The organism is Sulfitobacter sp. 1A15299, from assembly GCF_043556915.1.
Classification (GTDB): Bacteria; Pseudomonadota; Alphaproteobacteria; order Rhodobacterales; family Rhodobacteraceae; genus Sulfitobacter.
The window spans coordinates 203,521-220,090 of record NZ_JBIFFJ010000001.1 but is presented as its reverse complement, the minus strand read 5'-3'; the positions used below and the strand labels follow the sequence as shown (position 1 = coordinate 220,090).

At 61.8% G+C, this 16,570-nt stretch carries 12 protein-coding genes; 4 read left to right on the top strand and 8 right to left on the bottom strand.

All coding sequences use genetic code 11. The features are described 5' to 3' along the window. Positions 1-8 precede the first annotated feature (8 nt). Positions 9-2,477 carry a translation initiation factor IF-2 gene (gene infB / locus ACGYK7_RS00990; RefSeq protein ID WP_394398178.1) on the top strand — a complete coding sequence of 823 codons (2,469 nt, stop codon included), beginning with the start codon at positions 9-11 and terminating at the stop codon, positions 2,475-2,477. A gap of 9 nt (positions 2,478-2,486) precedes the next feature. On the opposite strand, the gene ACGYK7_RS00985 is transcribed toward infB, so the two are convergent. The 5 genes from ACGYK7_RS00985 to ACGYK7_RS00965 all read right to left on the bottom strand — a co-directional run bounded on the left by ACGYK7_RS00985 (position 2,487) and on the right by ACGYK7_RS00965 (position 7,009). Beyond that, complete coding sequence (locus ACGYK7_RS00985; RefSeq protein WP_394398176.1) at positions 2,487-3,293, bottom strand: metallophosphoesterase family protein; 807 nt, start codon at positions 3,291-3,293, stop codon at positions 2,487-2,489. After that, positions 3,290-4,207: a diacylglycerol/lipid kinase family protein gene (locus ACGYK7_RS00980; protein WP_394398174.1), complete on the bottom strand. Its 918-nt coding sequence runs from the start codon at positions 4,205-4,207 to the stop codon at positions 3,290-3,292. The genes ACGYK7_RS00985 and ACGYK7_RS00980 overlap by 4 nt, the downstream gene beginning before the upstream one ends. A gap of 320 nt (positions 4,208-4,527) precedes the next feature. Beyond that, positions 4,528-4,926 carry a (deoxy)nucleoside triphosphate pyrophosphohydrolase gene (locus tag ACGYK7_RS00975; RefSeq protein WP_394398172.1) on the bottom strand — a complete coding sequence of 133 codons (399 nt, stop codon included), beginning with the start codon at positions 4,924-4,926 and terminating at the stop codon, positions 4,528-4,530. Between the two features lie 4 nt (positions 4,927-4,930). Beyond that, complete coding sequence (gene argJ / locus ACGYK7_RS00970) at positions 4,931-6,157, bottom strand: bifunctional glutamate N-acetyltransferase/amino-acid acetyltransferase ArgJ (RefSeq protein ID WP_394398170.1); 1,227 nt, start codon at positions 6,155-6,157, stop codon at positions 4,931-4,933. A gap of 3 nt (positions 6,158-6,160) precedes the next feature. Further along, positions 6,161-7,009, bottom strand: coding sequence for a peptidylprolyl isomerase (locus ACGYK7_RS00965; RefSeq protein ID WP_394398168.1), 849 nt, complete (start codon positions 7,007-7,009; stop codon positions 6,161-6,163). 173 nt (positions 7,010-7,182) lie between these two features. Here ACGYK7_RS00965 and secA point away from each other — a divergent pair, with 173 nt between their 5' ends. From secA to ACGYK7_RS00950, 3 genes are all read left to right on the top strand, one after another. Beyond that, complete coding sequence (gene secA / locus ACGYK7_RS00960) at positions 7,183-9,885, top strand: preprotein translocase subunit SecA (RefSeq protein ID WP_394398166.1); 2,703 nt, start codon at positions 7,183-7,185, stop codon at positions 9,883-9,885. A gap of 102 nt (positions 9,886-9,987) precedes the next feature. Continuing rightward, positions 9,988-10,959, top strand: a complete 972-nt coding sequence (locus tag ACGYK7_RS00955) for a hypothetical protein (RefSeq protein ID WP_394398164.1) — start codon at positions 9,988-9,990, stop codon at positions 10,957-10,959. Between the two features lie 19 nt (positions 10,960-10,978). Then, positions 10,979-12,538, top strand: coding sequence for a phosphate ABC transporter substrate-binding/OmpA family protein (locus ACGYK7_RS00950; protein WP_394398163.1), 1,560 nt, complete (start codon positions 10,979-10,981; stop codon positions 12,536-12,538). Between the two features lie 10 nt (positions 12,539-12,548). Here ACGYK7_RS00950 and radC read toward each other — a convergent pair whose 3' ends face one another. From radC to dnaK, 3 genes are all read right to left on the bottom strand, one after another. Then, complete coding sequence (gene radC / locus ACGYK7_RS00945; protein WP_394398161.1) at positions 12,549-13,310, bottom strand: DNA repair protein RadC; 762 nt, start codon at positions 13,308-13,310, stop codon at positions 12,549-12,551. Between the two features lie 108 nt (positions 13,311-13,418). Then, the gene (gene dnaJ / locus ACGYK7_RS00940; RefSeq protein WP_394398159.1) at positions 13,419-14,567 is read right to left on the bottom strand and encodes a molecular chaperone DnaJ; all 1,149 of its coding nucleotides are present in this window, start codon (positions 14,565-14,567) and stop codon (positions 13,419-13,421) included. A gap of 80 nt (positions 14,568-14,647) precedes the next feature. Continuing rightward, positions 14,648-16,570, bottom strand: coding sequence for a molecular chaperone DnaK (gene dnaK, locus ACGYK7_RS00935; protein ID WP_394398157.1), 1,923 nt, complete (start codon positions 16,568-16,570; stop codon positions 14,648-14,650).

Here is a 16,570-nt window from a genome sequence, read left to right as displayed (position 1 = left end):
CGAGCTTCATGAGCGATAGTGACGGCAAGAAAACATTGGGTCTGCGCGGTGGCGCACGTCCGGGGAACGTAAAGCAAAGCTTTAGCCACGGGCGTACCAAAAACGTTGTGGTCGAAACCAAGCGCAAACGTGTTGTGGTGCCCAAACCGGGTGGCCAGAAATCAACAGGTCCGGGCGCCGGGCCGATTGGCGATCCCAAGAAGCGCCCCGCAGGCATCACCGATGCCGAGATGGAGCGCCGTCTGAAGGCCGTTCAGGCCGCCAAGGCCCGTGAGGCCGAGGAAGCCGCGCAGCGTGAAGCCGAAGAAAAAGCCCGCGCCGAAGAGCGTGAGCGTCGCCGGGCCGAGCTTGAGGCCAAAGAGCGCGAAGAGCGTGAGCGCGAAGAAAGCCTCAAGGCCAAGGCCGAGGAAGACGCCCGTCGCAAGGCAGAGGCCGAAGCGGCGGCTGCTGCCCCCGCGCCGGAACCTGCCGCTGCACGCGAGCCGGGCAACAAACCTGCGCCCGCCGCCACGCCGCGCAAAACCACCGACCGTGACCGCGACGACACCAAGAAGCGCAGCAAAGGTGGCGACAGCCGCCGCGCGGGCAAGCTGACCGTCAATCAGGCACTTGCCGGTGGCGAAGGTGGCCGTCAGCGCTCCATGGCGCAGATGAAGCGCAAGCAGGAACGTGCGCGTCAAAAGGCCATGGGTGGTCAGGTCGAGCGTGAAAAGATCGTGCGTGACGTGCAACTGCCGCCCGCCATCGTGGTCTCTGAACTCGCCAACCGTATGGCCGAGAAGACCGGCGCGGTGGTCAAGGCGCTGATGCAAAACGGCCTGATGGTGACCCAGAACGAAACCATCGATGCCGATACAGCCGAGCTGATCATCGAGGAATTCGGCCACAAAGTGGTGCGCGTTTCCGACGCCGATGTCGAAGATGTCATCAAAGAGGTTGAGGACGATCCGAAGGATCTGCAATCGCGTCCCCCGGTCATCACGATCATGGGCCACGTCGACCACGGCAAAACCTCGCTGCTGGACGCGATCCGCAACGCCAAAGTTGTGGCGGGCGAAGCCGGTGGCATCACCCAGCACATCGGCGCCTATCAGGTGAAAACCGACAATGGCACCGTGCTGTCCTTCCTCGACACGCCGGGTCACGCGGCCTTCACCTCCATGCGCTCGCGCGGGGCTCAGGTGACGGATATCGTGGTTCTGGTGGTCGCGGCGGATGACGCCGTGATGCCGCAGACGGTCGAAGCGATTGCCCACGCGAAAGCGGCCAAAGTGCCGATGATCGTGGCGATCAACAAGATCGACAAACCCGCCGCCAATGCCGACAAGGTCCGTACCGATCTGCTTCAGCACGAAGTCATCGTCGAGAAGATGTCGGGCGACGTGCAAGATGTCGAAGTTTCGGCGGCCACGGGTCAAGGTCTGGACGATCTGCTCGAAGCCATTGCGCTGCAGTCGGAAATCCTCGAACTCAAGGCGAACCCGAACCGGGCCGCCGTGGGTGCGGTGATCGAAGCGCAGCTTGACGTGGGCCGGGGCCCCGTCGCGACTGTGCTGGTTCAGAACGGCACGCTGCGTCAGGGTGATATCTTCGTCGTGGGTGAGCAGTACGGTAAGGTTCGTGCGCTGATCAACGACCAAGGCGAGCGCGTCAAAGAAGCCGGGCCTTCGGTTCCGGTCGAGGTGCTGGGCATCAACGGCACGCCCGAGGCCGGTGACGTATTGAACGTGACCGAGACCGAAGCGCAGGCCCGTGAGATTGCCGAGTATCGCGCACAGGCCGCCAAGGACAAACGCGCCGCTGCCGGTGCGGCCACCACGCTGGAACAGCTGATGGCCAACGCCAAGGCGGATGAGAACGTCAGCGAGCTGCCGATCTTGGTCAAGGCCGACGTGCAAGGTTCTGCCGAGGCCATCGTTCAGGCGATGGAAAAGATCGGCAACGACGAAGTCCGCGTTCGGGTTCTTCACTCCGGTGTGGGCGCGATCACCGAGACGGATGTCGGCCTTGCCGAAGCCTCCGGCGCGCCGATCATGGGCTTCAACGTGCGTGCCAATGCCTCGGCCCGGAACACGGCCAACCAGAAAGGCGTCGAGATTCGCTACTATTCGGTCATCTATGACCTTGTGGATGACGTCAAAGCGGCTGCAAGCGGCCTGCTCAGCGCCGAGATCAAAGAGAACTTCATTGGCTACGCCAATATCAAAGAGGTCTTCAAGGTCACTGGTGTGGGCAAAGTCGCAGGCTGTCTGGTCACCGAGGGCGTCGCCCGCCGCAGCGCCGGTGTGCGTCTGCTGCGCGACAACGTCGTGATCCACGAAGGCACGCTGAAGACACTCAAGCGCTTCAAAGACGAGGTGCCCGAGGTTCAGTCCGGTCAGGAATGCGGCATGGCATTCGAAAACTACGAAGACATCCGTCCCGACGATGTGATCGAGATTTTCGAACGCGAAGAAGTGACCCGCACCTTGGCCTAAGCCGAGCGCTTACAAAACAAATTCTCCAGAGGCCCGGTCAAATTGCCGGGCATCTGCTTTTGTGAAGGCCTTTTTGCTGTCGTCGAAACTGATCCGCGCCAGATTGACATGCAGGGGCGAGATATCGATCAGGTTAAAATCGTTCGGCTCCCCCCGTTGGCGCGAAGACAGGCTGGTGCCCGCGTGTAGCTGGATCGCCAGATGGCCATCGTGCTCCGGCGCCGGATGGGCAAAGGTGCCCGCGTGCCAGATGTGCAGATGTCCCGAGAGGATCAGGTCCGCTCCGCAGTCCAAGAGCCGCCTGAGCGCCCGTGGCGCGCCGGGGATGGGCTTCTTGTGGGTCTCATTGGGGTGATCCAGCGGATGGTGGCAAACGGCGATGCGCAGGGTCTTTTCGCTTCCACGCGAAAGGGCGCGGCAGGCGCGGCCCAAACGGCGCAGCCCCAACTTGCCGGTTTGCCATTTGAACCGGTCGACGGTGTTGATCCCCACGGCAACAAAATCCGCGCCTTCATGGACCGGGGTGAGGTCGCGATTGATCCAGCGCCGGTAATAGCGCCAAGGAGCCAAGAACCGGGTAAAGGGGCGGTGCAGCGGGATATCGTGGTTGCCCGGCACGCTCAGCACCGGGGCGTTGATCCGATTGATAAAGGCTCGTGCGGCGCGATACTCCTTTTCCCGGGCGCGTTGGGTCAGGTCGCCCGAAATAATCACCAGATCGGGGTCATAGCCATTTACGGCTTCCAGCAAAGGCAGCAGAAGGTCGGGGCGGTCCTTGCCGAAGTGCAGGTCGGATAGGTGGATCAAACGGCTCATCTTACGGCCTTTCCGCGCGCGCTCGGCACGTAGATATGAATGGGCGAACTGGCGCGGGCGAGCCGGTACGGCCCGCGCATCACCGCGATCTCCCCATCCCGCGCGACATAGCGTTTGCGCTGTTTCATGCGTATTTCGATCTCGGACCCGCAGAGCATCTCGTAGTCCGTGTGATGCTTCGCGCGGCCCGTGGCCAGCGCCACCGCATGGCGCAGCAGGCCGAAGCGATAGGTGTCAGGGGCGACCAGCAGCACCATATCGCCGCGGGCGATGCAGTCTTGCCCGTCGAGCCCCATTTGATCCAACTGGAAGGCGTTGTTTACCGCGAAAACCAGCGGAGTGCGCAGCTGTGTCTCTTTCCCATCCACCACGATGGTCAGTTTGAGCGAGGTGCGGAAACCGATCAAGGCTTTGATCACTGACCAATAGGCGGCGATGCGGCTGCGGCCCCAACGGCGGTAGATGCCTTCGCGTGTCTTGAGGATCGCGGGATATGCGCCGATGCTGGCGTTGTTCAAAAAGGTCTCACCATTAATCGTCGCCACATGCAGCGGGCGGCTGTCACCAGCGGCGATGACGTCGACGGCTTCTTCGAGGTTCTCGGGAATGCCGATCGACCGCGCGAAATAGTTGAAGGTGCCCTGCGGAATGATGCCGAGCGGACGGTCGTGGCCCACCATCGCCGAGGACACGCCAGAGATCGTGCCATCCCCGCCCGCGACGGCGATGATCCCAACGCCACTAGACAGCGCCTCACGCGCTGCGCTGGCGGGGTCGTTGCGTTTGTCAATGTGAATGAATTCTGCCGTGATCTCATGCCGCGCAAAGGCGGAGCGGATCGTGTTTTCGGCTTGGTCACCGTCTTGACGGCCTGAACCGCGGTTCAGAATGACGATAGCGCGCTTCGATGACATAAGTTCCCCTGCCAAATGCTCGGGGAAAACGCGGTGGAACGCCTATTTGTTCACCTCAATAGGCGTTCCGAAGAGATTTTTCAGACAGGTCTGCCTTCGAAAATCTTCCCGTCGACCTGAACGGCCATGCGACCGCCCGCCAACATTTTTACAAAGATACCCTGAACGTAAATGGAACTTCCGATTGCGATGGTTCTCAACATGTCGGCACCCTTTCATACAGATGTTACAACTCTGCCTCAGGATGATGCGCATTCGGTTAAAAAATCCGCAACATGCTGAGCGATTGCCATTCACTAGTGCAATTCTGCCACTCTGCGCTAGAGCCAATCACGCAATATTGATATTAGCGGCACGTCTGCCTCGGGCATCGGATAGGCGCGCATTTCGTTCGGGCGCACCCATTTCAGGGTCTGCCCCTCGCGCGAAACCGGGGTGCCGCCCCATTTGCGGCAGGCGAACAGCGGCATCAGCAGGTGGAAATCACTGTAGCTGTGGCTGGCAAAGGTCAGCGGGGCAAGACAGGATTCCCATGTCTCGATCCCCAGTTCCTCGTGCAACTCGCGGATCAGCGCCGCCTCTGGTGTCTCTCCCGGTTCGATCTGGCCGCCCGGAAACTCCCAAAGGCCCGCCATCGGCTTGCCTTGGGGCCGTTGGGTCAAGAGCACGCGGCCATCGATGTCGATCAAGGCCGCGGCGGAAACCAGCACTGTCTTCATCTGTTCAGGACCGATAGTCGGCGTTGATATCGATATAGCCATGGGTCAGGTCGCAGGTCCAAACGGTGCACTGCCCCTCACCAAGGCCCAGATCGACCCCGATGGTGATATTCTGACCCTTCATATGCGCGGCGGCATCCTCTTCGGAGTAGTCCGGGCTGCGCCATCCCTCGCGGGCAACTTCAATATCGCCGAACCGGATCGACAAACGGTCACGGTCCGCCGCAGCACCCGATTTCCCGATGGCCATCACGACGCGGCCCCAGTTGGGGTCTTCGCCGGCGATGGCGGTTTTGATCAGGGGGGAGTTCGCGATGGCCATGGCATGAACCTTGGCCTCGTTGTCATTGGAGGCGCCGGTCACGGCCACCTCGACGAATTTCTGCGCGCCTTCGCCGTCTTTGACGACCTGATGTGCGAGGTCCATCATCACGTCGCGCAGGGCCGCATCGAATGCCTCGTTGCCCGATACATCGACACCGGAGGCGCCTGTCGCGGCCATGATCAGAGCATCAGAGGTGGAGGTGTCGCTGTCGACGGTGATGCAGTTGAATGTCGTCTCGGTATGGATCGAGAGGCGCTGTTGCAGCGCGTCGGTCGCCAGGACCGCATCGGTAAAGATATAGACCAGCATGGTGGCCATATCAGGCGCGATCATGCCCGAGCCCTTGGCGATCCCCGCGATAGAGACGGTTTTGCCGTCGATCTCAACCTTGGCGCTGGCCCCTTTGGGGAAGGTGTCTGTCGTCATGATGGCGCGCGCCGCGTCTTCGATTCCCGCGGCGTCGAGTTTCGCGTGGAGGTCTCCCAATACGGCAGTGATACGCTCATGTGGCAGCGGCTCGCCGATCACCCCGGTGGAGGAGGTGAAGACCCGAGCCTGCGGCACGCCGCAGGCATCGGCAGCGGCGGCGGTGATCGCTTCGACCGCGTCGATGCCGCCCCGTCCGGTAAAGGCATTGGCGTTGCCGGAGTTCACGACGATGGCGGCGCCTTCGTCCGAGGCGCCGCCGATCTTGGCCTGGCAATCCAGCACCGGGGCCGCGCGGGTGGCGGAGCGTGTGAACGCCCCCGCCACGGCGCTGCCCGGCGCCAGTTTCGCCAACATCACATCGGTGCGCCCTTGATAGCGCACGCCTGCGGCGATGGTGGCGAATGTCACGCCGTCGATAACCGGCAGTTCGGGAAAACGGGCCGGGGCGAGCGGCGAGACAGCCAGGGATTTAGCCATGAGTTAGTTCAGCCATTCAATGTTGTTAAGAACGGAAGGGTCGATGCCTTCGGCCGCGCTGCGGTCCACCTCGGCGGAGTTGGTCAGGCTTTCGATGGCCTCTTGCACCTTGGTCTGGCGGATTTGGGTCTCCAGCTCTTCACGCACGTCTTCCAGCGCGGGGGCTTCGGCGGTGCGCGTCTCGTTCAGCTTGATGACATGCCAGCCGAACTGGGTTTCCACCGGCTCGGACACGCTGCCAGCTTCCATGCCGGTCACCGCCTCTTCAAAGGCGGGCACCATCATGCCGGGGCCGAACCACCCCAAGGAGCCGCCACCGGGGCCGGAGGGACCGGTCGATTTCTCTTTGGCAAGCTCGGCAAAGTCCGCGCCGCCATCAAGTTCTGCTTTGATCGCGTCGGCTTCTTCCTTGGTTTCGACAAGGATATGCGAGGCGTTGAACTCTGGCTCAGGCTCGGCATCTTTGTACTGCGCGTCATAGGCCGCTTGCAGTTCTTCGTCGCTGACCGGCTCGGCCATGACGCCTTCGATCGCTTCACCGGCGGTGAGCGAGCGGGTCTCATTCTCGAGCGACAGGGTCACACGCGGCGGCAATTCGCCGGTAAAGCTGTCGGCGAGGGCCGTTTGCTGCACGAGCTGGTCCAGAAGACCTTTGAACAGCACGTCCTCGGGCAGTTGTTGGTACTGCTGAGGCAGGCTCGCGCGGGCGACGATCATATGGCCAAGCGTGATTTCAGTGTCGTTGACGGTGGCAACAACCGTGTCGAGACCCGGTTCGTCCTGGGCGGCCACAGGCAGCGCCACAGCGGCGGCAAGCGCCAAAGACGACAGAAAAGTGAGGGGTTTTTGCATGGTTGGGTCCAATCGCTTCCTTCGTAGCAGGGCTGCTACATTGACAGTGTATGGCACGCCCCTTACATCGCCTTATGGCGCTGAGAGGCGCGGGCTCATCCACTATCTATGGGCTGCCATGGCGCTCGGCAACCAGATCGGCGCAAGACATCATAACTTCGGCGGGAGATTACATGCTGGGTATCGGAACAATCGCCAAAAAGGTCTTTGGCACGCCAAACGACCGGAAGATCAAGGCGACCCGTCCGCTTGTGGCACGGATCAATGCGCTGGAGCCTGAGTTCGAAAAGCTAAGCGACGACGAGATCAAAACGCGCACCGCGGAACTGGGCAAACGGGCCGAGGCGGGAGAAAGCCTTGACGATCTGCTGCCCGAAGCCTTTGCCAATTGCCGCGAAGCCGCCCGCCGCACCCTTGGTCTACGCGCCTTTGACACCCAGCTTCTGGGCGGCATTTTCCTGCATCAGGGCAATATCGCCGAGCAGAAGACCGGTGAGGGCAAGACCCTGACCGCGACCTTCGCGGCCTATCTCAACGGTCTGACGCATAAGGGCGTTCATGTGGTGACCGTGAACGAATACCTCGCCAAACGTGACGCCGAATGGATGGGCAAGGTTTTTGGCGCGCTCGGTCTGACCACCGGGGTCGCCTATTCCGGCATGCCCGAGGATCAGAAACGCGCGGCCTATGCTTGCGACATCACCTATGCCACCAACAACGAGTTGGGCTTCGACTACCTGCGCGACAATATGAAGTCGAACCTCTCGGACATGCTGCAACGCGGGCATAACTTTGCCATCGTGGACGAAGTCGACAGCATTTTGATCGATGAAGCGCGGACGCCGCTGATTATCTCTGGCCCGTCGCAGGACCGTTCCGAGATGTACCAGATCATCGACGCGCTGATCCCCTCGCTCACCGATGAGCATTACGAGCTGGACGAGAAAACCCGCAACGTCACCTTCACCGACGAGGGCAATGAGTTCCTCGAAGAGCAGTTGCGCGCGCGGGAATTGATCGAAGAGGGGATGACCCTTTACGATCCCGAAAGCACGACCATCGTACACCACGTCAACCAAGGCCTGCGCGCGCATAAGCTGTTCCAGCGCGACAAGGATTACATCGTGCGTGATGGCGCGGTGACATTGATTGACGAATTCACCGGCCGCATGATGCCGGGCCGCCGCCTGTCGGACGGCCTGCACCAAGCGATTGAAGCCAAGGAAGGCGTCGACATCCAGCCCGAGAACGTGACCCTCGCCAGCGTCACCTTCCAAAACTACTTCCGCCTTTACGACAAACTGGGCGGCATGACCGGCACGGCCCTGACCGAAGCCGAAGAATTCGCCGAGATCTACGGCCTCGGCGTGGTCGAAGTGCCGACCAACGTGCCAATCGCCCGTGTGGACGAAGACGACGCCGTCTATCGCACCGCGCGTGAGAAATACGAGGCGATGATCGAACGGGTCAAAGAGGCCCATGCCAAGGGGCAGCCCTGCCTTGTCGGCACCACCTCGATCGAGAAGTCCGAACAGCTCAGCGCCATGCTGACCGCCGCCGGGATCGAGCACAATGTGCTCAACGCCCGCCAGCACGAGCAAGAGGCGCAGATCATCGCCGAAGCGGGCAAGCTTGGCGCGGTGACGATCGCCACCAATATGGCGGGCCGCGGCACCGATATTCAGTTGGGTGGCAACGTCGAATTGAAAGTGCTCGACGCGCTGGATGCCGACCCCGAGGCCGACCCGGCCAACATCCGGGCCCAGATCGAAGCGCAGCATGCCGAGGAAAAGCAGAAGGTGCTGGAGGCTGGCGGTCTCTACGTTCTGGCCTCCGAGCGTCACGAGAGCCGTCGCATCGACAACCAGCTGCGGGGCCGTTCGGGCCGTCAGGGTGACCCGGGCCGCACTTCGTTCTTCCTGTCGCTCGAAGATGACCTGATGCGCATCTTCGGCTCGGAACGGCTTGAGAAAGTGCTGACGACGCTGGGCCTGAAAGACGGCGAAGCCATCGTGCACCCATGGGTCAACAAATCGCTGGAGCGGGCGCAGGCGAAGGTCGAGGGCCGCAACTTCGACATCCGCAAGCAGCTGTTGAAGTTCGACGACGTGATGAACGAGCAGCGCAAGGTGATCTTTGGCCAGCGCCGCGAGATCATGGAGGCAGACAACCTCAATGAGATCGTCACCGACATGCGCGAGCAGGTAATCGACGATCTGATCGACACCTATATGCCGCCCAAGACCTATGCCGATCAGTGGGACACCCAAGGTTTCTATGCCGCGGTGATCGAACAGTTGAACGTCGACGTGCCGATCATCGCATGGTGCGAAGAGGACGGCGTGGATGACGAGGTGATCCGCGAACGTCTGATGAAAGCCACGGATGAGCTGATGGCCAAGAAGGCCGAAGCCTTTGGCGAAGAGAACATGCGCAACATCGAGAAACAGCTGTTGTTGCAAGCGATCGACACCAAATGGCGCGACCACCTGCTGACGCTCGAACATCTGCGTTCGGTCGTGGGCTTCCGCAGCTACGCACAGCGCGATCCGCTGAACGAGTATAAGAACGAAGCCTTCCAATTGTTCGAGACGATGCTCGACAGTCTGCGGCAGGAGGTGACCCAGAAGCTGGGCCAGATCCAACCGATGAGCGAAGAGCAGCGCCGCGAGATGATGCAGGAAATGGCCGCCCGTCAGGCCGCGATGCAAGCTGCGGCGAGCGAGGCGGCGGATGAGGCCTCTGAACAGGCCGAAGCCGCAGCCCCCGGTTTTGACGAGAACGATCCGTCCACATGGGGCAACCCGGGCCGGAACGATCCTTGCCCCTGCGGCTCTGGCAAAAAGTTCAAACACTGCCACGGCCAGATCACCTGAGCGGCGTCACTTTTTCGCCCATAACTTGGCGTTTCAGGGCCATACCCCGGCCCTGATCCACGCCCATAAAGTCTCTAACGAATCCGTTGAAGGAGACTTGTCATGCGGCGCACGAAAGAAATTCTGACAGCTGTCGGCACTCTGGCCTGTGCGGTGAGCATTGGCTATGTCATGCAAAGCTCCGACACCGCGCAGCAGCGCTATGGCGCAGGTGAGGCGCAGCGCCCGGTGGCCGACAATGGCGCCTTGCTTGAGGTTGAAGGCATCACCCTGACCTCTGCCGCGCTTGAAAGCCCCATTGCCCTGCCAACGCTGGATGACCGCGTGGTCAAGGCCGCAGCGCCCCAAGGCCTGCCGCCCGCCCCGAAAAACCACAGCGCCGCGATCCCCGCGACCTGCGATATAATCGCCGAAGCCCATGCCGTTGCCGCCGCGATGGTGAAACTTACCCTCGATGCTGCCTGCCTGCCAAATGAGCGGCTGACCGTGCATCACAACGGGATGATTTTCACCGAAGTCACCGATGACCAAGGGCAGTTGTCCGTCACCGTCCCGGCCTTGGCGGAAGAGGCTGTTTTCATTCTCGCCTTCGGCAACGGCGATGGCGCGGTGGCGCAGACTTCGGTCCCTGAACTCTCTGATTTCAACCGCGTCGTGCTGCAATGGAAAGGCACGGCAGGGTTCGAGCTTCACGCCCGCGAGTTCGGCGCGGATTACGGCGACGCGGGCCATGTCTGGTCCGGCGCGCCGCGCGATATGACCGCTGCCGTGCTGGGCGAAGGGGGCTTCATGACCCGCAATGGCGACACCGACACCGCTGAGCCGTTGATGGCCGAAGTCTATAGCTTCCCGGTCGCCAAAGCGGCGCAGGAGGGCGATGTCGCGCTGAGCGTGGAGGCCGAGGTAAGCGAGGCGAACTGCGGGCTTGAGATCGAAGCACAGGCGCTGGAACTGCGCGGCGACGATCCGGTGAAAACCCAGAACCTGACCCTTGCCGTGCCGGACTGTGACGCGGTTGGCAATTTTCTGGTGTTGAATAATTTGCTCCAAGACCTGAAAGTCGCGCAGAACTGACGCAACCGGGTAGGTCTAGATGAACGGGTTGAAACGTGCGGCGATCAGCGCCGCACTTTTGCTTTTTACAGCGGGCGCATCTGCGGCGCAGGACATCGCACTGACCTCGCGCGATGGCAGCGTCGAACTCAGCGGCACCCTGCTGGGGTTCGACGGCGAATTCTACCGTGTCGAGACGGACTATGGCGAATTGACCGTCGACAGCAGCGGCGTGTCCTGCGCCGGGCCGGGCTGCCCCAACCTGGAAGATTTCGTGGCCGAGGTGCGCTTCTCGGGCTCCGCCACCATGGGGGCGGTTTTGATGCCTGCCTTGATCGAAGCCTTTGCCGCGCGGCAAGGCTATACCGTCAGCCGCGAAGAGGGGGACAGCGGGCGCTTCGCGCTGCTGCTGGCGCGTCAGGACGACGGTAAGCTCGCCGCGCGGTTCGATTTCCGGGCAAGCAATACCAACGAGGGCTTTGCCGATCTGCTGGCGGATGAGGCCGATGTCGTCATGGCCCTGCGCGAGGTGCGCCGCGAGGAGCGGATTAATGCCCGTGAGGCAGGCTTGGGTGATCTGACCGGGGCCAATCGCAGCCGGGTTCTGGCGCTCGATGCGGTGGTGCCCGTGGTCGCCCCGTCCAATCCGGTCAAACAAATCTCGCCACTGACTTTGGCGCGGGTGTTCTCGGGCGAGATCAAGAATTGGCAGCGCCTCGGCGGGCCGGACGCGCCGATTGAGTTGCATCTGCCCACCGCCGACAGCGGGCTGAGCCAAGCCATCGTGGATCAGGTTCTCACCCCCGCCGGGCTGGAACTGACCGCCGATGTCACCCGCCACGCCATGCCCGATGCGCTGGCCGAGGCGGTCGCGCGGGATGTTTTCGCCCTTGGCATCACCAGCTATGCCGAACAGGGCGAGGCCGAGGTGCTGACCCTTGGCGGCAACTGCGGTTTTGCGCTGGATGCCGCACGGCGCACGATCAAAACCGAAGACTACCCGCTGACCGCGCCGATGTTCCTCTATTTCCCCGCCCGGCGCTTGCCGCTGATCACCCGCGAGTTTCTGGCCTTTACCCGTGGCCCTTCGGCCCAGATCGTGATCCGCCGGGCCGGTTTCGTGGATCAAACGCCCGAGGAAATCCCGGTTGAGGAACAGGGCAACCGCTTTGCCAATGCGATCATCACGGCGGGTGTCGAAACCCCGCTAGAGGAGTTGCAGCGCATGACGGCGACGCTTGTGCCGATGGCGCGGCTGACCACCTCTTTCCGTTTCGAGGCGGGGTCGATCCGGCTTGATGCGCAGTCGCGGTCCAACGTGCAGCAGTTGGCGCGGGCCTTGGAACAGGGGCTATATGACGCGCGGCGGCTGATGTTCGTGGGCTTCAGCGATGGCGAGGGGGCCGCGCGGGCCAATCGCGAAATCGCCCTGCGCCGGGCCGAAGCGGTACAGCGTGCCGTCAGCGCCGCTGCGGTCACCGCCAACCTGTCGCGCATCGATCTGCGGGTCGATGCCTTTGGCGAGGCGATGCCGATTGCCTGTGACGATAGCGAATGGGGCCGTCAGGCCAACCGGCGGGTGGAGGTTTGGGTGCGCTAGGCGCACCCCGCTATAAATGCCCCTCACTGCGAAAGCTGAGCTCGCGCGATTTGCCGATGATCAGGTGGTCATGCAGCGTCAGCCCCAGGGCATCACAGGCGGCGGCGACCTGCCGGGTCATGTCGATGTCTGAGCGTGACGGGCTGGGGTCGCCCGAGGGGTGATTGTGCACAAGGATGATCGCGCTGGCGTTCAACTCAAGCGCCCGTTTGGCAACCTCGCGCGGGTAGACCGGCACATGGTCCACCGTGCCCTTCGCCTGTTCCTCATCCGCGATGAGGATGTTCTTCCGGTCGAGGTAGAGGACGCGAAACTGCTCCATCTCCAGATGGGCCATGGTGGTGTGGCAGTAGTCCAGCAGCGCGTCCCATGAGGAAACGATATGCCGTTGCAGCACCTTCGCTCGGGCCAGCCGCTGTGCCGCAGCCTCAATGATCTTGAGTTCGACAATCACCGCTTCGCCCACGCCTTTGACATCGCGCAGCCGGGCGGCGGGGGCGGTGATGACGCGGTTGAAATCGCCGAACCGGTCGAGCAGTTCGCGCGCCAGCGGTTTTACATCCCGTCGCGGGATGGCGCGGAAGAGGACAAGCTCCAACATCTCGTAATCCGGCATGGCCGCCGCGCCCCCGTCGATGAAACGGCTGCGCAAACGTTGGCGGTGATCCGCGATGTAAGAGGGTTGCTTCCCCGTATTGGACGGCGGCGCTTGCGCTTCGTCCAGCAGATAGGGGAGGGGCTGATCAGCCAAGGTTCTTGGGGCGCGGTTCATGCCCGGAGTGTTGCGTCAAAGTGGTTATTATTCGGTTAACGGACGATTATAACTTCGTTCACCATATTGCCGCAAAAGGGGAGCCGCCTTCGCAGCTCCCCCCAATGGTTAACCCTTCATCGAATCCCAGAAGGATTTGACGGAAGAGAAGAAATTGCTGCTTTCGGGGTTGTTGTTCTGGGCCTCGCCCTCGAACTCGCGCAGCAGTTCTTTCTGCCGATTGGTCAGGTTCACCGGGGTTTCGACCGCCAGTTCGATGATCATATCACCCACGCCACCGCCACGCAGCGGCGGCATGCCCTTGCCGCGCAGACGCATCTGACGCCCCGATTGGCTGCCCGCGGGGATCTGCACGCGGCCCCGGCCCCCGTCGATGGTGGGCACTTCGATATTGCCACCCAAAGCGGCGGTGCTCATCGACACCGGAACACGGCAGAAGAGGTTCGGCCCGTCGCGTTCGAACAAGTCGTGATCGGCCACCTCGATAAAGATGTAGAGATCACCCGACGGCCCGCCGCGCATGCCCGCTTCGCCTTCGCCAGCAAGACGGATGCGCGTGCCGGTCTCGACGCCCGCGGGGATGTTGACCGAGAGCGTGCGCTCTTTCTCAACCCGGCCCGCGCCACGGCATTTCTTGCAAGGATTCTTTACGATCTGCCCCATGCCGGAACAGGTCGGGCAGGTCCGCTCGACGGTAAAGAAACCTTGCTGGGCGCGCACCTTGCCCATGCCCGAACAGGTGGGGCAGGTCGAAGGTTCCGCGCCGCCTTCGGCGCCGCTGCCGTCACAGGCGTCACATTGGACCGAGGCCGGCACGGTGATCGACTTTTGCATGCCAGAAAAGGCATCTTCGAGCGAGATGCGCAGGTTATAGCGCAAATCAGCCCCGCGTGCGGCACGGCGTCCGCCGCCACCCCCACGCTGGCCCATGAAGTCACCGAAGAGATCGTCGAAGACGTCGGAAAAGGCCGAAGAGAAATCGCCCTGACCGCCGCCCATGCCGCCACCGGGACGCCCGCCGCCCATGCCACCTTCAAAGGCGGCGTGGCCGTAGCGATCATAGGCGGCTTTCTTGTCGCCGTCCTTGAGCACGTCATAGGCCTCACCCACTTCTTTGAATTGGGCTTCGGCTTGGGGATTGTCTTTGTTGCGGTCGGGGTGAAGGTCCTTCACCTTGCGGCGATAGGCCTTCTTGATCTCGTCGGCAGAGGCCCCTTTGGCAACGCCAAGCACCTCGTAGTAATCACGTTTTGCCATGGGTTATCATGCTCCTGCGCTGGAACGTGATGGGCCGGCCCGTCTGACGGACCGGCCCTTTCACAGGTTCCGTTTCACGCTTACGCGCGCTTGTCGTCGTCCAGATCTTCGAACTCGGCATCAAGGATGTCGTCATCGCCACCTTGCGCTTGCTGAGCATCCGAAGGCTGCGCCGTGTCGTCGCTGCCGCCCTCGTCCTGAGCGGCCTTATAGATGGCTTCGCCCAGTTTCATGGCGGCTTCGGTGACGTTCTGGATGCCGTTCTTGATCTTGTCGGCGTTGTCTGTTTCCAGCTCGTCTTTCAGCGCGGCAATGGCCAGTTCAATCGCTTCGACGGTGGTCGGGTCGACCTTGTCGGAATGCTCTTCCAGCGACTTTTCGGTCGAATGGATCAGCGATTCCGCCTGGTTCTTCGCTTCGATCAACTCGCGACGGGACTTGTCCGCCTCGGCATTCTCTTCCGCGTCCTTGACCATCTGTTCGATATCCGCATCCGACAGACCGCCCGAAGCTTGGATCGTGATCTTCTGCTCCTTACCGGTGCCTTTGTCGAGCGCGCCGACCGACACGATGCCGTTGGCGTCAATGTCGAAGGTCACTTCGATCTGCGGCATGCCGCGCGGGGCAGGCGGGATGTTCTCAAGGTTGAAGGCACCGAGCATCTTGTTGTCGGCTGCCATCTCACGTTCACCTTGGAAGACCCGGATGGTCACAGCGTTCTGGTTGTCTTCGGCGGTCGAGAAGACCTGAGACTTCTTCGTCGGGATCGTGGTGTTGCGGTCGATCAGACGGGTGAAGACACCACCCAGCGTCTCGATGCCGAGCGACAGCGGGGTCACGTCAAGCAGGACCACGTCCTTCACGTCGCCTTGCAGAACACCGGCCTGAATGGCGGCACCAAGCGCCACGACTTCGTCCGGGTTCACACCCTTATGCGGCTCCTTGCCAAAGAATTTGGAGACCTCTTCAGCCACCTTCGGCATGCGGGTCATACCACCCACGAGCACGACTTCGTCGATATCGGACGCGGACAGACCGGCATCTTTCAGCGCGGCGGCGCAGGGCTTCATCGAGGCTTTGATCAGGTCACCAACAAGGCTTTCCAGTTTGGCGCGGGTCAGTTTCATGACCATGTGCAGCGGCGAGCCGTCCTTGCCCATCGAAATGAAGGGCTGGTTGATCTCGGTCTGGCTGGAGGAGGACAGTTCGATCTTAGCCTTCTCTGCCGCTTCCTTCAGACGCTGCAGCGCCATCTTGTCTTGCGTCAGGTCAACGCCGTTGGCCTTTTTGAACTCTTCCGCAAGGTAGTTCACGATGCGCATGTCAAAGTCTTCACCACCGAGGAACGTGTCGCCATTGGTGGATTTCACTTCGAACAGGCCGTCGTCGATCTCAAGAATGGTCACGTCGAATGTACCACCGCCAAGGTCATAGACCGCGATGGTTTGCGTGTTCTCTTTGTCGAGGCCGTAGGCCAGCGCGGCGGCTGTCGGCTCGTTGATGATGCGCAGCACTTCGAGACCGGCGATTTTGCCGGCGTCTTTGGTGGCCTGACGCTGAGCGTCGTTGAAGTAGGCCGGCACGGTGATGACCGCCTGAGAGACTTCCTCACCCAGATAGCTTTCTGCGGTTTCTTTCATCTTGCCGAGGATGAAGGCCGAGATTTGGCTTGGGGAGTATTTCTCACCCTTGGCTTCGACCCATGCGTCGCCGTTGCCGCCGTCGATGACGTTGAACGGCATGTTCTTTTTGTCTTTGGCCAGATCCGCATCGTCGTTGCGGCGGCCGATCAGGCGCTTGACGCCAAAGACTGTGTTTTCAGGGTTGGTGACCGCCTGGCGTTTCGCCGGCTGGCCGACAAGGCGCTCGTCGTCGGTGAAGGCGACGATCGACGGCGTGGTGCGCGCGCCTTCGGCGTTTTCGATCACACGCGGCTGGCTGCCATCCATGATGGCGATACAGCTGTTGGTGGTGCCAAGGTCAATACCGATTACTTTGGACAT

Excerpts from the sequence above, each read along its gene's own strand:
- infB (WP_394398178.1), top strand. The coding sequence starts at position 9 with ATGAGCGATAGTGACGGCAAGAAAACATTGGGTCTGCGCGGTGGCGCA.
- ACGYK7_RS00955 (WP_394398164.1), top strand. The coding sequence starts at position 9,988 with ATGCGGCGCACGAAAGAAATTCTGACAGCTGTCGGCACTCTGGCCTGT.
- dnaK (WP_394398157.1), bottom strand. The coding sequence starts at position 16,570 with ATGTCCAAAGTAATCGGTATTGACCTTGGCACCACCAACAGCTGTATC.
- ACGYK7_RS00975 (WP_394398172.1), bottom strand. The coding sequence starts at position 4,926 with ATGAAGACAGTGCTGGTTTCCGCCGCGGCCTTGATCGACATCGATGGC.
- ACGYK7_RS00950 (WP_394398163.1), top strand. The coding sequence starts at position 10,979 with ATGAACGGGTTGAAACGTGCGGCGATCAGCGCCGCACTTTTGCTTTTT.
- ACGYK7_RS00965 (WP_394398168.1), bottom strand. The coding sequence starts at position 7,009 with ATGCAAAAACCCCTCACTTTTCTGTCGTCTTTGGCGCTTGCCGCCGCT.
- ACGYK7_RS00980 (WP_394398174.1), bottom strand. The coding sequence starts at position 4,207 with ATGTCATCGAAGCGCGCTATCGTCATTCTGAACCGCGGTTCAGGCCGT.
- ACGYK7_RS00985 (WP_394398176.1), bottom strand. The coding sequence starts at position 3,293 with ATGAGCCGTTTGATCCACCTATCCGACCTGCACTTCGGCAAGGACCGC.
- secA (WP_394398166.1), top strand. The coding sequence starts at position 7,183 with ATGCTGGGTATCGGAACAATCGCCAAAAAGGTCTTTGGCACGCCAAAC.
- argJ (WP_394398170.1), bottom strand. The coding sequence starts at position 6,157 with ATGGCTAAATCCCTGGCTGTCTCGCCGCTCGCCCCGGCCCGTTTTCCC.
- radC (WP_394398161.1), bottom strand. The coding sequence starts at position 13,310 with ATGAACCGCGCCCCAAGAACCTTGGCTGATCAGCCCCTCCCCTATCTG.
- dnaJ (WP_394398159.1), bottom strand. The coding sequence starts at position 14,567 with ATGGCAAAACGTGATTACTACGAGGTGCTTGGCGTTGCCAAAGGGGCC.